Origin of the sequence: Streptomyces niveiscabiei, from assembly GCF_001419795.1 — a bacterium.
Classification (GTDB): Bacteria; Actinomycetota; Actinomycetes; order Streptomycetales; family Streptomycetaceae; genus Streptomyces; species Streptomyces niveiscabiei.
The window spans coordinates 1-14,473 of sequence record NZ_LIRL01000457.1; the positions used below are offsets into that span (position 1 = coordinate 1).

Annotated in this window: 14 protein-coding genes; 8 read left to right on the top strand and 6 right to left on the bottom strand. The window is 70.1% G+C overall.

The genetic code is table 11. The features are described from left to right. Window positions 1-216 precede the first annotated feature (216 nt). Window positions 217-1,098: a helix-turn-helix domain-containing protein gene (locus AOK24_RS22200; RefSeq protein WP_055721822.1), complete on the top strand. Its 882-nt coding sequence runs from the start codon at window positions 217-219 to the stop codon at window positions 1,096-1,098. A gap of 3 nt (window positions 1,099-1,101) precedes the next feature. Then, window positions 1,102-1,317, top strand: coding sequence for a DUF397 domain-containing protein (locus AOK24_RS22205; protein WP_055721823.1), 216 nt, complete (start codon window positions 1,102-1,104; stop codon window positions 1,315-1,317). Here AOK24_RS22205 and AOK24_RS22210 read toward each other — a convergent pair. The 3 genes from AOK24_RS22210 to AOK24_RS22220 all read right to left on the bottom strand — a co-directional run bounded on the left by AOK24_RS22210 (window position 1,289) and on the right by AOK24_RS22220 (window position 4,283). Further along, window positions 1,289-2,446, bottom strand: a complete 1,158-nt coding sequence (locus AOK24_RS22210) for a glycosyltransferase (RefSeq protein ID WP_055721833.1) — start codon at window positions 2,444-2,446, stop codon at window positions 1,289-1,291. The two genes, AOK24_RS22205 and AOK24_RS22210, sit on opposite strands and share 29 nt — an antisense overlap. Before the next feature lie 111 nt (window positions 2,447-2,557). Further along, on the bottom strand, window positions 2,558-3,742 hold the full coding sequence (locus AOK24_RS22215; RefSeq protein ID WP_055721824.1) for a serine hydrolase domain-containing protein: 1,185 nt from the start codon (window positions 3,740-3,742) through the stop codon (window positions 2,558-2,560). Window positions 3,743-3,833: 91 nt separating this feature from the next. Continuing rightward, window positions 3,834-4,283: an NUDIX domain-containing protein gene (locus AOK24_RS22220; protein WP_055721825.1), complete on the bottom strand. Its 450-nt coding sequence runs from the start codon at window positions 4,281-4,283 to the stop codon at window positions 3,834-3,836. Between the two features lie 186 nt (window positions 4,284-4,469). Between AOK24_RS22220 and AOK24_RS22225 the strand changes: the two genes are divergently transcribed. The 4 genes from AOK24_RS22225 to AOK24_RS22240 all read left to right on the top strand — a co-directional run bounded on the left by AOK24_RS22225 (window position 4,470) and on the right by AOK24_RS22240 (window position 10,021). Then, on the top strand, window positions 4,470-7,733 hold the full coding sequence (locus AOK24_RS22225; protein WP_055721834.1) for a S8 family serine peptidase: 3,264 nt from the start codon (window positions 4,470-4,472) through the stop codon (window positions 7,731-7,733). Window positions 7,734-8,148: 415 nt separating this feature from the next. Next, window positions 8,149-9,177, top strand: coding sequence for a helix-turn-helix domain-containing protein (locus AOK24_RS22230; protein WP_240554060.1), 1,029 nt, complete (start codon window positions 8,149-8,151; stop codon window positions 9,175-9,177). 94 nt (window positions 9,178-9,271) lie between these two features. Next, window positions 9,272-9,589: a hypothetical protein gene (locus AOK24_RS22235; protein WP_055721827.1), complete on the top strand. Its 318-nt coding sequence runs from the start codon at window positions 9,272-9,274 to the stop codon at window positions 9,587-9,589. Between the two features lie 192 nt (window positions 9,590-9,781). After that, window positions 9,782-10,021, top strand: coding sequence for a hypothetical protein (locus tag AOK24_RS22240; protein ID WP_133258200.1), 240 nt, complete (start codon window positions 9,782-9,784; stop codon window positions 10,019-10,021). A gap of 58 nt (window positions 10,022-10,079) precedes the next feature. Here AOK24_RS22240 and AOK24_RS22245 read toward each other — a convergent pair whose 3' ends face one another. Together AOK24_RS22245 and AOK24_RS22250 are read right to left on the bottom strand one after the other, a co-directional pair. Further along, the gene (locus tag AOK24_RS22245; RefSeq protein WP_055721829.1) at window positions 10,080-10,715 is read right to left on the bottom strand and encodes a hypothetical protein; all 636 of its coding nucleotides are present in this window, start codon (window positions 10,713-10,715) and stop codon (window positions 10,080-10,082) included. Window position 10,716: 1 nt separating this feature from the next. Continuing rightward, entirely contained in the window at window positions 10,717-11,238 is a 522-nt protein-coding gene (locus tag AOK24_RS22250) for an RNA polymerase sigma factor (protein WP_055721835.1), read from the bottom strand. Between the two features lie 277 nt (window positions 11,239-11,515). Between AOK24_RS22250 and AOK24_RS22255 the strand changes: the two genes are divergently transcribed. Then, window positions 11,516-12,532, top strand: a complete 1,017-nt coding sequence (locus AOK24_RS22255) for an aspartate-semialdehyde dehydrogenase (protein ID WP_055721830.1) — start codon at window positions 11,516-11,518, stop codon at window positions 12,530-12,532. Between the two features lie 31 nt (window positions 12,533-12,563). On the opposite strand, the gene AOK24_RS22260 is transcribed toward AOK24_RS22255, so the two are convergent. Next, complete coding sequence (locus tag AOK24_RS22260) at window positions 12,564-13,787, bottom strand: MFS transporter (RefSeq protein WP_055721831.1); 1,224 nt, start codon at window positions 13,785-13,787, stop codon at window positions 12,564-12,566. A 63-nt stretch (window positions 13,788-13,850) separates the two neighbouring features. Between AOK24_RS22260 and AOK24_RS22265 the strand changes: the two genes are divergently transcribed. Then, a complete protein-coding gene (locus AOK24_RS22265; RefSeq protein ID WP_420876683.1) occupies window positions 13,851-14,471 on the top strand; it encodes a LysR family transcriptional regulator in 621 nt (206 codons plus the stop codon). The last annotated feature ends 2 nt before the right edge of the window (window positions 14,472-14,473 follow it).

Consider the following 14,473-nt stretch of genomic DNA (forward strand, 5'->3'; position numbering starts at 1 on the left):
GGGTGGTCATGTGGGGTCCGTTCCGGTCGAGTGCGGCTGTGAGTCCACGGTGGCGGGACCTCTATTCGAGCTGCAATCGAAACTCCGCAGAAATTTCAGTGAAGCTAGAAGTGGAATATGCCTCGATCTGCACAAGTAGCTGCGGGGCTCGCACAGCGGGTGCCAGACTCTGCACACGGACACCGGCCGTACGCACATAGGCACAGAGAGGTGCACATGGCTGCCAAGCGCGGACGCACAGGTCAGAGGCTCGAACTCGGACTACAGCTACGGGCTTTGAGGGAGGGCTGCGGACTCGGAGAGCGGGGTGGTGGGTTCACGCGGAAGCAGGCGGTCTCCGGGCTGAAGCTCTCTGAAGCGTCGCTCCTGCGCATCGAGGCGGGTGAGCTGAACTTCCGTAACGTCGGTGATCTGCGCAGGCTGTTGGAGAAGTACGGGGTCACCGATCCCTATGTCATCGACGCGCTGATCGGCCTCAACAAGGAGACGAACCAACAGGATTGGCTGACGCAGTTCCGGGGACTGATGCCTACGGGAATGCCGGCCTTCGTGGGACTGGAGCCGGAGGCGCGCAGCATGCGGGCGTACCACCCGTCCCTGGTGTACGGACTCCTCCAGACCGAGCGCTACGCGCTGGCGCTTCTCGAATCCCACAAGCCGGTCGAGGAGCACACCTCGGAGTTCATCCGCACCAACGTGGAGTTGCGGATGCGGCGGCAGGAAGTCCTCACCCGGGAGGACCCGGTGAAGCTTCGCGTGATCCTCGGCGAAGCCGCACTGAGGTACCCGGTAGGGGGTGCCAATGTGATGCGTGAGCAGTACGAGAAGATCGAGGAGGTGTCAGGCTGGGACCATGTCACCGTTCAGGTACTGCCGTTCCGGTCGGGGTACCGCTCGACCAACGACTTCGCAATCCTCGACCTCGGCGACAACCTTCCGGCCAGGGTGCAGATCGACAGTGCCTGGGGTGCCACGCACACCTCGGACAAGCGACGTGAAGTCGACCGGTTCCTCCGCCGGTTCGACGCCATGACAGCATCGGCGCTACCTCCCGAGGACACTCCCGGTTTTCTTCACCGAATGGAACGAGAGCTCTAACTCATGTACGCGCGCTACACAGCACCCGAACTCGCCCCCGAGTCCGCCTGGTTCAAGTCTTCCTACAGCGACGGCACGGGTCAGAACTGCGTTGAAGTCGCCGCCTTGCACCCCAACATCGGCGTTCGCGACTCCAAGCGCCCCCACGGCTCCGCCCTCCTCCTCTCCCCCGCCTCCTGGTCCCCCTTCCTCACGCACCTGCGCGAGACCTCCGCGTAGCCCGACCGCTCACCCGGTCCAGCAGTGCCGCGTACGACGCGATCATCCGTGTCCTGCTGAACCGCTCACGGCTCCCGGCGAGGGCGGAGCCCAGCTCTGCTCTCGCCGCGACCGCCTCTGACCAGGCGGAGGCGATCGCGTCGGGGTCGAAGGGGGTCACCAGGCCGTGGCCCGCGACGATGGACGCGCTGTCGCCGACGTCCGTGGTGACCGGGACCGCGCCGCACATCATGCCTTCGATGAGGCAGAGGGGCGCGGCCTCGCCCCACGCGGAGGTGAGCGCCACGACGTCCGAGGCGGCGTACAGCATCTCCATGTCGCGGCGCACGCCGAGCAGGTGGACCCCGGCGCCGCCGAGGCCCGCAGCGGCCATGTCCGCAAGGAGCCCGGCGTTCTCGGCGCTCATTCCGGCCCCGCACATCAGGACGTGCCCCTGGGGCTCCCTGGACAGCCATTCCGCCGCCGCCCGCAGGAACAGCGGGACGTTCTTCATGCCGTCGTAGCGGGCGGCGAAGATGACGACGGGGGCCGACTCGGAGATGCCCAGTTCCGTGCGGACGGACAGCCGCCGAGCCGCGTCGGGGCGGAAGCGGATGAGGTCGACGCCGTTGGGGATCACCGCCAGCAGGTCAGCCGGCACCCCGGCGGCCTCGTACGCCGCGCGGGTCGACTCCGCGCAGCAGACCGCCGCCGCGACCTTGCCGTCGGCGATGCCGGTCAGCAACTGATCCAGAGACTGGTTCTCGGGGTCGGAGCGGTGCAGGCCGACGACGACGGGGCGGCGGGGGAGGCCGGCTTGGTTCAGGAGGGCCAGCGGCTGTTCCTTCAGGGAGAGGATGACGTCCGCTTCGGCCATCGCCCGCGCCGTATCGGCCAACTCCGCGCCGGTGAAGGTGGCTTGAACACCGCCGGAGAACACCCGCCCGAGCGCGCTCACCGGCACCCCCGCAGCCGTCAGCCGGCGATAGCACGTGTCGTTCTCCATGCGCTGCCGGGTCGCCTCGCGGTGGACCTCGGAATGCATGCTGAGGACCCGGTGGTGCTGGCCCCCTTCGCTCAGGCCCAGCACCACGTCGCTGTGGACGATCCGGGCTCCCCCGGAGAAGAAACCCTCGTAGACAGACAGCACACGGAGCATTCGCGCTCACCCGCCTTGCACATGTATCAAGCCATCCCCGTGTTGGTGCGGGTTAGCCGATATCAGGCGGTACGGATATTTCCGGCGGATGAACTGGATGTTTTATTTCGCGAGATCCTGGATGACGGCGAGGTCGGATTCACTCGAACGGCTTGCGCCCGGTGCGGGGTTTCCGCAGAATTCCGCTTCGATGACCGGCACGACGTCGCCCGTCCAGTCCGCGTTCAGGTTGAAGGCGACCGAGTGCTTGCCGTCCGCTGTCGTGAGGGCGACGGAGCTGGAGCCGTGGATGCCGCCGTCGTGGCCCCAGACGGTGACGCCGCAGGAGAGGGTGGCCTCCGCGATGCCGAGGCCGTAGCCGGAGGTGGAGTTGACCGTCTTCATCTCCTTGAGCTGGGCCGGGGGCAGGATCTTGCCCTGGAGGAGGGCGCTGTAGAAGCGGGTCAGGTCGGCGGAGGTGGAGATCATCTCGCCCGCCGCGCCCGCGAGGGAGGGGTTGAGTTCGGTGACGTCGTACGTCGGTCCATCGGCGGTCTCCGCGAGCTTGCCGTACGCGCGGGAGGCCGGGCGCGGCAGGGTGACGGAGTTGCCGGGGACCGAAGTCTCCTTGAGGTGGAGGGGGTTGAGGATGCGGGTGCGGACTTCCTGGCCGTAGGGGCGGCCGGTCGCCTTTTCGATGACCATTCCCGCCAGGACGTAATTCGTGTTGGAGTACTTCCAGTCGGTGCCGGGTTCGAAGTTCGGCGCGTGGGACATGGCGATATCCACGGCATAGGACGGCGAGCGGGGCGTGAAGCGGTTCTTGTAGAACCCGTCCTTCAGGAAGTAGTCGAGCTGGAGCTGCCTGTCCTCCGTGTAGTTGTAGATTCCGCTGGTGTGGTTGAGGAGTTGGCGCAGCGTGATACGGCTGCCGTCGTGGCCGTTCCCGTGCACGACCCCCGGCAGCCACTTCTCGACCGTGTCGTCGAGCGACAGCCTGCCCTCGGCCTCCAGTTGGAGCAGGACGGTCGCGACGAAGGTCTTGGTGATGCTGCCGACGCGGTAGTGGTCGCCGGTCGAACGCGGCTTGCCGGTACGGAGGTTGCCGACTCCGGCCGTCGTGGACCAGGTGGCGCCGTGCTGCCGCGCGGTCAGCGTGACGCCGGGTACGCCCTCCTGGACGAGGCCCTCGACGGCCTTCCTGGTCGGCTCGTGCGACGTCGGCGCTGCGGCCAGCGCCGGTGCGGCGAGGGCGGCCGTCGCCGTGAGGGCCGTGGCCGCCAGCACCGTCGTACGGAGTGTCTTCATGGGTTTCCCCCTGCTCGTGATCATGCGGTCAGGGGGAGGGACGCCCTTGGATCAGGGGGAGTTGTCCCTGTTCCGGGGGGTTGAGCGGCTTTCAGCCAAGGTGCCCGGTCGCCGGGCGTTCGCGCCAGAGGCGTACGCACTTGTCGACCATGTCGCCCTTCCGGAGGTCCGGCAGGGTGTCGAGGTCGTGCCAGGCCGCGAGGTCCGTCGAGCCGTCCTGTTCGGAGCGCAACTCGCCGCCGGTGACCTTCGCTTCGTAGACCAGGGCCATGCCGTGGTGGTCGGCGGGGAGGCGCAGGCCCCGGCGCGGGAGCGGGAGGCGGCGGGAGACGACGCCCAGGAGGGCGGTCACCTCCACCTCGTACCCGGTCTCCTCGTCCAGTTCGCGGGCCACCGCGTCGTACGGGTCCTCGCCGTGTTCCACTCCCCCGCCGGGCATGATCCACACGCCGGTGCCGCCGGGTTCGCGGAAGCGGGTCAGGAGGATGCGGTCGTTCTCGACGATCACCGCGTACGCGGCCGTCCTTCGGGTTCTTCTCACAGGGTGGTCACAGCTCCCTCGTAGCAAGAGTCTCTTTGTCCTGAAATAGGCGCCTGCTCACCAAAGTCCATCGCGGGTTTTCCCCATACATCCACCACCTCCCGGCCAACTCTCCCCAAATAACCGTCCAGTAAGTAAAGCTGGGCGATCATCCGGGATCACTTCTGACTTGAGCTAGGGATGCCCATGATCCACACCCCCCACAGACGGACGGTCCGAATAGCCGTCGCAGCGGGGCTCGTGGCCGCGCTGTCGGCCGCAGGTCCCGTGCCGCTGGCGTTCGCCGGCGACCAGCACTCCACCGTGGCCCCCAAGTCCGCGGGCGGCGACAAGCTCGGCCAGGACGACGCGGCGGCGCTGACGGACGCGAAGGCGGAGGGCGACAAGACCGTCACGATGATGGTCGCGACCACGCCGGGCGGGACCGCGCAGGTCGCGAAGCAACTCGACGGTCTGGACGGCGGGTTCGTCGGCCGCAAGGACGACGCGCTGGGGTACGTCCGCGCAACTGTCCCCACCGGCAAGGCCGATGCGGCCATCGCCGCCGCGTCGAAGCTGACGTCCGTGCAGGCGATCGACCTCCGCCAGGAGATCGCCCTCGACGACCCGACGCCGAGCGGCTCCAAAGAGGCCTCCAAGAGCGGGAGTTACCCCGCCCCCGGCAAGAAGACGCCCGCCGTCAACCCGTACAACCCGTCCTTCGAGACGGGCGCGGTGTCCTTCGTCGAGGACCACCCCACGTACGACGGCCGCGGCGTCACCATCGGCGTCCTGGACTCCGGCGTCGACCTCGGCCACCCGGCGCTCCAGAAGACCACGACCGGTGAGCGGAAGATCGTCGACTGGGTCACCGCGACCGACCCCGTGGTCGACCGCGACGGGACCTGGCTGCGGATGAACTCCGCTGTGTCCGGGCCCGAGTTCACCGCCGCCGGCCGTTCCTGGAAGGCGCCCGCCGGAAGCTTCCGGTTCCAGACCTTCGCCGAGTCCGCCACCAACGGCGGCGACATGGCAGGGGACTTGAACCGCGACGGCGACAAGACCGACGTGTGGGGCGTGCTGTACGACGCCGCCGCCGGTACCGTCCGCGTCGACCTCGACAACGACGGCGACTTCACGGACGAGACGCCGCTGAAGCCGTACAAGGACGGTTTCCAGATCGGGTACTTCGGTGTCGACGACCCGAAGACCGCGATCGCCGAGCGCATCCCGTTCGTCGTCGAGATCCGCAAGGACGTCGTCTTCAACGGCGCCGGCGACAAGTCCGACTACGTCAGCATCGGCGTCGTCGAGTCCCGCCACGGCACGCACGTCGCCGGGATCACCGCCGCCAACTCCCTGTTCGGCGGCCGGATGAACGGCGCCGCGCCGGGCGCGAAGATCGTGTCCTCGCGGGCCTGCACGTGGACCGGCGGCTGCACGAACGTCGCCCTCACCGAGGGCATGATCGACCTCGTCACCAAGCGCGGCGTCGACATCGTGAACATGTCGATCGGCGGCCTGCCCCCGCTGAACGACGGCAACAACGCGCGCGCCCAACTCTACACGCGCCTCATCGACCAGTACGGCGTGCAGCTCGTCATCGCCGCCGGCAACGAGGGCCCCGGCACCAACACGATCGGTGACCCCGGCCTCGCCGACAAGGTCATCAGCGTCGGGGCGTCCATCTCCAAGGAGACCTGGGCGTCCAACTACGGGTCCCAGGTGACCAAGAAGTACGCGATGCTGCCGTTCTCCTCCGCCGGTCCGCGTGAGGACGGCGGGTTCGTGCCGACGCTCGTCGCGCCGGGCGCGGCCGTCAACACGATGCAGACGTGGTCGCCGGGTGCGCCGGTCGCCGAGGCCGGGTACCAACTGCCGCCCGGGTACGCGATGTTGCAGGGTACGTCGATGGCGTCGCCCCAAGCCGCCGGGGCGAGCGCGCTGTTGCTGTCCGCCGCCAAGCAGCGGAAGATCGCCCTGTCGCCGCTGACGCTGCGCACCGCCTTGACCAGCACGGCTCGTGAGATCAAGGGCGTTCCGGCGCACGTGCAGGGGTCCGGGCTGATCCGGATCGTGCAGGCGTGGGACGCGATCAAGAAGGGTGCGACCGCGCACGACTACACGGTCAAGGCGCCGGTCAGCACGGCCCTTTCGGGCTCGCTGAAGGAGCCCGGTTTCGGTACCGGGATCTATGACCGCGAGGGCGGTCTGAAGGTCGGGGAGAAGCGGACGTACGACGTCGTCGTGACGCGGACCTCCGGGCCCGCCAAGGCCGTCAAGCACAGTGTGTCGCTGCGGACCAACGACGGTACGTTCAAGGTGCTCGGCGGGAAGACCGTCAGCCTGCCGCTGAACACGCCGGTCACCGTCAAGGTGCGGGCCCAGGCCAAGTCGGCCGGGGTGCACAGCGCGATCGTCGAGCTCGACGACAAGGCGACCGTCGGCGTGGATCAGCGGATCCTCTCCACCGTCGTCGTGTCCAAGGCGCTCGCGGCTCCCTCGTACTCGTTCTCCAAGTCGGCCACGGTGCAGCGGAATTCGAGTCACTCGTACTTCGTGACCGTGCCGCAGGGCGCCAAGACCCTTGAGGTCGCGCTCGGCGGGCTGAAGGACAAGAGCCAGACGCGGTTCATCTCCCTGCACCCGTACGGGGTGTTGATGGAGGACGGGGCCACCGTCTACTGCTACAACGACTACAACAACCCCGACGTGCCCAACAACTGCCGCCCGGATCTGCGGACTTACGCGAACCCGACGCCGGGGGTCTGGGAGATCGAGGTCGAGTCGCGTCGTACCTCGCCCTACCTCGACAACCCGTACACGCTCGATGTGTCGGTGCTGGGTACGGAGTTCTCGCCGGCCGTGCGTACGGTGCCCGAGGCTCGCGTCGGGACGCCGGTCGCCGCCGAGTGGGCCGTCACCAACAACTTCGCGCCGCTGAACGCGAAGCTGGAGGGCGGGTCGCTGGGGTCCGCGAAGCTGGCCACGCCGACCATCGCGCACGGTGCTTCGCAGACGTCGACTGTCGTGGTTCCGGCCGGAGTCGAGCGGTTCGACGTGTCCATCGGGGGCGTGTCCGACGCGGCTGCGGATCTCGACCTGGTCGTCTACCGGGACGGTGTCGAGGTCGGCAAGTCCGCCGACGGGGACTCCGAGGAGTCGGTGAGCCTCGTCTCGCCCGCCGCCGGGACGTACACGATCGTCGTCGACGGGTACAGCGTGCCCGCCGGGACCACCACGTTCCAGTACAAGGACGTGTACTTCTCGTCCGCGCTCGGGTCCGTCTCCGTGGACTCCGGGGCCGCCGTGTCCATCCCGAGCGGTGGCACCGCGACCATCTCCGGCAACGTCCTCGTGAAGGCCGCCGGGCCCGAGGGACGCGAGTTCTTCGGCGAGGTGCGGTTGGTGAACGCTCGGGGGACCGCGGCGGGGGTTGGGACCGTCGTCATCGAGAAGGTCGTGGGTTAGCGACTAATGGGGTGGCAAGGGGGGCTGTGTGTCGGCTGCGGGTGCTTCGTGGCTTGTCGCGCCCACGCGGCGGTAGCCGCAAATTCAACACAGCCCCGCGCCCCTAAAAGACAAAAGCCACCCGCCTCGCCGTAAGTGAAAGGGTGGGCGCTCCCCCAAGAGCTCCCACCCTTTCCGCTTTCCGGCCGACGCCCACCCCCGTGACGGCGCCGGCCGGTGTCCGGTGTGCCGGGTGATGCCCTCCCCCGAGGGAGCACCACCCGGCGATCACGAGATTAGGCCGGGTGTACGCGTGGGAGGGGGGTTCGGTTGTGGCACCACGCGGCCATGGCCGGGAGATGCCAAGAGGTCACGCCGGGTGAATCGAACGCGGATACGGCGAAAAGAGGGATCGGATACCGTCAGCCCCAGTCACATGCCAACGACAGATCTCGGCCGCGCGACGGCCTTCGCAGGGGGAACCATGCTGGAGACCATCGGCATCGACCAGTCGACCCACGACGTCTACCGGTCTTTGCTGCTGCACCCCTCCTGGACCCTGGAGGACATCGCCCGCGAGACGGGTCTCGCGGAGGCGGACGTACGCGCAGCGCTCGACCGGCTGACCCAACTCTCCCTGCTGCACGAGGCCGCGGGCCACCAGTTCGTTCCCGTGAGTCCGGAAATCGTCCTCTCGCCGCTGCTCCAGCGCAGGGAGGCCGAGCTGGACGAGCAGCGCGCCCGGCTGTCCCAGGAACGCGCCGCGCTGGCCGCGCTGACCTCGGACTACGCGAACATGGCGGCGCACCGCGTGGACAGCGGGGTGGAGCGTCTTGAGGGCGTCGACGCGGTGCGGGTGCGGCTGATGGAGTTGGCTCATCAGGCACGTATCGACGTCCGGACCTTCGTGCCGGGCGGCGCGCTGAGCGCGGCGGCGCTGGAGGCCGGGCGGCCGTTGGACGAGCAGCACCTGAGCCGGGGTGTGCGGATGCGGACGGTGTACCTGGACAGCGTCCGCAACGACCAGCCGACCGTGGAGTACGCGAACTGGCTCGCCTCGCGCGGCGGCGAGACCCGTACGGTTCCGGCCCTGCCGATGCGGATGATCCTCTCCGACCACACGACCGCCGTGATCCCCATCGACATCGACGACAGCCGCAAGGGCGCCCTCCTGATCCGCTACCCGGGGATGGTGCGGGCGCTGGAGGAACTGTTCGACATGGTCTGGGAGAACGCGGTCCCCCTGGGCTCGGCCCCCCAGGACGCACCCCCGGACGCCCCCACGGACCGCGAGGCCGCCCTGCTGAAGATGCTGGCGGCGGGCCTGACGGACGAGGGCATCGCCCGCAAGATGGGCGTCTCGCTGCGGACGGTGCGGCGCAACACGGCTGATCTGCAACGGCGGTTGGGGGTACAGAGCCGGTTCCAGGCGGGGGCGGAGGCAGTACGGCGGGGTTGGCTGTGAAGCGTCTTTTGGTTGCTGGCCGCTCCCTGCCATGACCGGGGGCTGACAGCGTTCTCGTACCGATCTGCGTGCTTCCGGTGCCTAAGGTCGCCCCGTGTACGCAGTCAAGGTCGTTCTCCTCCCGTCGGCGCCCGTCGCTATGCCCAGCGACCAGCGGCTGCACGCCGTGGCCGAGACCACGAGAACCGCCCCGCAGCCGGGCATCGCCCATGTGTCGCTCGCGCGGTGGGGGCGGCGGCTGGTCGGGATGACGTTCGTGGAGGCGGGCAGCCTGGACGAGGCGCTGGACCGGGCGCGGGACGGCTGGGCGGACTGGCTGCGCGTGCCGGGCCTGCTGCCGGACTGGGAGCTGGGCGACTGCCGTCCGGACCGTTATCTGTACGGGGAACCGCGGGGCGGGCGGGTCGCGTGATCACGGGTGATCCATGTGTGGTCCATGCGTGACCTGACTGGCATGAGACTGCCATGGCCTCCTGAGGCCAGCGAATGGACATGACAGTGGCAAGGCTGTCCGGCAATGATCGTGTCAGGCACACGCTCGCCGCCCGGAGGCGCCGGCACCTCGCCGACCATCCACCGGAACGATGAATTGCAGAGGCAGAGAATGACACGAATCACCGGTCGAGCCGTCCGTATCTCCGTGACCGCCCTGGCCGCCGCCGCGGCTTTCGCGCTCCCGCTGGCCCTCACCGTCCAGCACGGCGCGTCCGCGCAGAGCCAGCGCGTCACCGCGGCCGACGACCTCGACCTGCCCGTCGTCACGAAGCAGACGCCGCCGAAGCCGAAGGGCCCCGGCGACTACACCGGCAGCTGGGTCTGGGACGGCCAGGACAGCCACGGCTGAGCAGTAACCCATGGGAGAGAGGGCGGGTGCCGGGGGGCGCCCGCCCTTTCCCGTGCGGTCAGGGCAGGCAGGAGCCGGACTCCCGCAACGCCCGGGTGAGGGTGGGGAGTTCGGCGGCGATCTCCTGGTTTCCGACGAAGAGGTCGTCGGGCGTCGTGGAGCCCGGGGAGAGGACGGCCAGGACGGGGGTGCCCCGGGTGAGGGGGGTGTCTGTCGTGAAGGTGACGGCGGTCGGGCCCGGCGTCGGCTTGTAGGCGCGCGTCACCTTGAGCGTGACCTCGGTTCCCTCCACGGCGGTGACGGTGCCCGTGACGACCGTCGCGGCGCACGCCAGGTACGCGGGGCCGGGCCGGGAGCCCGCCCTCGCCCCTTCGTCCGCCGCCGAGGAAGTCGCTTTGTCCGCCGCGGAGTTCCCGTTCGCGCCGAGAAGCGCGAGCCCTCCGCCGAACAGGGTCAGGGCACCCGCCGCCGCGACACCGACCAGCGCGACCCTGAGCCGCCGGTTCCGCTGCGGGGCGAGCTGGACGACCGGTGCGGGCGGGTCCAACTCCCGCGCGATCAGCGCGAGGTGGGTACGGAGTACGGCGATGTCCTCGCGTGCCGCGCGCAGTTCGGGGGTATCCGGGGCCGATGCGCCGGTGATCGCGGCCAGGAGGGCGGCGTCGTCCTCGTACACGTCGTCTTGCTCCGCCATCTCACACCACCTCGTCCTCGTGCAGCCGGGCCCGCAGGGCCTTGACCGCTGTGTGCAGGCGGCTCTTCACCGTGCCCTCGGGAACGCCGAGTTGGTCCGCGATCGACGCGACGGGGAGGTCGGCGTAGAAGCGGAGGATCACCACCTGGCGCTGGGGGTCCGGGAGTTGGTCCAGGCCCCGGGCGACCGCCAGGGACAGCACGCTCGTCTCCTCGCCGGACGGCTGGGCCGACTGGCGCAGCGAGGCCAGGCGTTCGCCCAGGCGGTCCTGGCGGCGCCGCGCGCGGTGCCAGTCCATCGCCAGGTTGGAGGCGACGACCGCCGCCCACGCGGAGACGTCGCGCGGGGCCTCGTACCCCTTCGCCGCGCGTTCCAGGAGCCGGAGGCGGACCTGCTGCACCCCGTCCGGCAGGTCCGTCTGCGGCACCCCGCCGAGGGCGAGGATCGCGCGGACCCGGCGTTCCTGGGCCGCGTCCAGGGGGTCCTCCCCCTTCCGGTCGCGGCGCGTCGTTCTGCGCAGCACGGACACCCCTCCCCGTCGGCGTTTCCTCTACGACGCGCGACGGGGGCGAAACGTTCGTGGGGTGTAGGTCACATTCGGGGGCCGGTGCGGAACGGATTGCGGCGGGTAAGGGGCTGGGGGCGAATATCTCCAGCTCAAAACGGGTACGGCCGGAGTTCTGGAGCCCTCCCGCGTGGCCGGTCCTGGTGTCGTCGGCAAAGAATTGGACAGGTGGACCGGGGTGGGCCGCATGATGGAAACGCCGCAGACACATCAGGTACAGCTACAGGGAGTCGCCGTGAGGGTCGGAATCGTCGGAGCCACCGGGCAGGTCGGGACGGTCATGCGCAGGATCCTCACGGAGCGCGCGTTCCCGGTGACCGAGCTGCGGTTGTTCGCGTCGGCTCGTTCCGCCGGGTCCGTGCTGGACGGGGTGACCGTGGAGGACGCGGCGAGCGCCGACTACTCCGGGCTGGACATCGTGCTGTTCTCCGCGGGCGGGTCGACCTCCAAGGCCCTCGCCGAGAAGGTCGCCTCCCAGGGCGCCGTCGTCATCGACAACTCGTCCGCGTGGCGGATGGACCCCGAGGTGCCGCTCGTCGTCTCCGAGGTCAACCCGCACGCGATCGCCGCGCGGCCCAAGGGGATCATCGCCAACCCCAACTGCACGACCATGGCCGCGATGCCGGTGCTGAAGGTGCTGCACGCCGAGGCGGGGCTCGAAACCCTCGTCGCCACGACCTACCAGGCCGTGTCCGGCTCCGGGCTCTCCGGGGTCGCCGAACTCGCCGACCAGGTACGGAAGGTGGTCGACGACGCGGAGAAGCTCACGCACGACGGCGGCGCGGTCTCCTTCCCCGAACCCGGCGTCTACAAGCGGCCCATCGCCTTCAACGTCCTCCCCCTCGCCGGGAACCTCGTCGACGACGGGGCGAACGAGACGGACGAGGAGAAGAAGCTGCGCAACGAGTCGCGGAAGATCCTGGAGATCCCCGCGCTGAAGGTCTCCGGTACGTGTGTCCGGGTGCCCGTCTTCACCGGCCACTCCCTCCAGATCAACGCGAGCTTCTCGCGGCCGATCACCCCCGAGCGCGCCCTCGAACTGCTGTCCTCGGCGCCGGGCGTCGTCGTGACGGACATCCCCACGCCGCTCCAGGCCGCCGGGCAGGACCCCTCCTACGTGGGCCGGGTGCGGCGGGACGAGACCGTGGAGAACGGTCTCGCCCTGTTCGTCTCCAACGACAACCTGCGCAAGGGCGCTGCGCTGAACGCGGTGCAGATCGCGGAGCTGGTGGCGGAGGAGCTGAGCGCGTAGGCGCTGCGCTGGGGCGGGGGGGCGTCTCGCCTTACGGTCGTGCCCGGCGCCGGTCATCGCGGCGTTGCGTCGCCGCGATGACCGGTGCCGCGAGGAGGGCGAGGGCGGCGCCCAGGCAGAGGACCGCTGTCGGGCCGTACGCGTCCGCTGTGCGGCCTCCCGTGAACGCGCCCAGGGCGATCGCCGAGTTGAAGACCCCCGCGAACAGGGCCGACGCCGCTTCCCTCGCGTGGGGTACCGCTGACGTCAGCCAGGTCTGGGCCGAGACCGAGACGCCGCCGTAGAGGAGCCCCCAGAGGGTGAGGAGGGCGGCGGTGAGGGGCAGGGAGGCGTCGGCGGGGGCGAGTAGTGCGACCGTGGTACCCAGGGACGACGCGACGAGGACGAGGGTCCGGCCGGGGTTCGCGCTCGCTCGCGCGCCGATCGCGAAGGTGCCGACGACGCCTGTCACCCCGTACCCCAGGAGTAGTACGCCGACGGCGCTCGCGGTGAGGCCGTCGACGCGTTCCAGTACGGGACGGACGTACGTGTACGCCGCGAAGTGTCCGGTCACCAGGAGGGCTACGGCGGTGAGGCCCCGCCTGAGGCGGGCGTCCCTGAGGAGTTCGGGGAAGACCGTGAGGCGTACCGGTGCCTCCGCCGGAAGGAGGGGGAGGGTGATGTGCAGGGCCGCCGCCACGGCGACCGCCAGCACCGCGAGCGCCGCGAAGGACCAGCGCCAGTCGGCGAGGGAGCCGAGGAAGGTGCCCGCGGGGACGCCGATCACCGAGGCGACGGCGATGCCGGAGAAGACCAGGGCCGTGGCCCGTCCGGCGTACCTCTCGGGTATCAGCCGCGCCGGGAGGCCCGCCGCGACCGCCCACACCCCGCCGATGCAGACCCCGACCAGCGCCCGGGCGGCGAGCAGGACGGCCAGGTCGGGGGCGAGGGCCGAGAGCAGGTCGGCGGCGGCGAGGAGGAGCAGCAGGGCGGTCAGGACGTGCCGCCGGTCCGCGCGGCGGGCGACGACCGGGAGGAGGGGCGCGGAGACGGCCGCGACCAGTCCGGGGAGGGTGACGGCGAGGCCCGCCGTACCCGTCGAGACGCCCAGGGAGTCGCCGAGGGACGTGAGGAGGCCGACGGGGAGCATCTCGGTGGTGACGACGGAGAACGTGGCGGCGGCGAGCGCGAAGACGCCGGGCCAAGGGGCCGCTGGGGAGCGGGAGTCGGTGACAGGGCGGGGGCCGGCGGAGGTCCGGGGTTCCAGGGAGGACATGCCTCCACTTTTCGCGCCGGGCCCCCGCGGGAACAACGGCGGAGTTCTCACCCTTCCATGAGCGTGACTTATCGATCCGCCCCCGATCTGCGGGAGTTGGAGTGCTTCCTGGTCCTCGCGGAGGAGCTGCACTTCGGGCGTACAGGCGAGCGGCTGTATGTCTCTCAGGCCCGCGTCAGCCAGCTCCTGCGCTCGCTGGAGCGCCGGATCGGCGGCCGGCTGGTCAGCCGTACGAGCCGCCGGGTGGCCCTGACGCCGCTGGGCGCGCGGTTCCTCGCGCGGGCCCGTCCGGCGTACGAGGACCTCGTGGCCGCCGTCGAGGACGCGCGCGGCGCCGCGCCGAGGCTCGGCTTCCAGGGCGCGGTGGATGCCGAACTCGCCGGTGTCGTACGGGAGTTGGGCGCCGTCGAGCTCGTGGAGCTGCCGCTGTCCGACCCCTTCGGGGCGGTACGCTCCGGCGTCGTGGACGCGGCCGTCGTGCTGCTGCCCGTGCGGGAGGCGGACCTCGTCCTCGGGCCGGTCTTCTCCCGGCATCCGCAGAGGCTCGCCGTCCCCCGTACGCATCCCTTCGCGGCGCGTACGGCCGTCTCGGCGGCGGAGGTCGCGGCGGAGCCGCTGGTCAGGCCCGCTCCCCCGGCCCCCGCGCGGCACGCCAGTACGCGGGGGCCGGGGGAGCGGGCCTGACC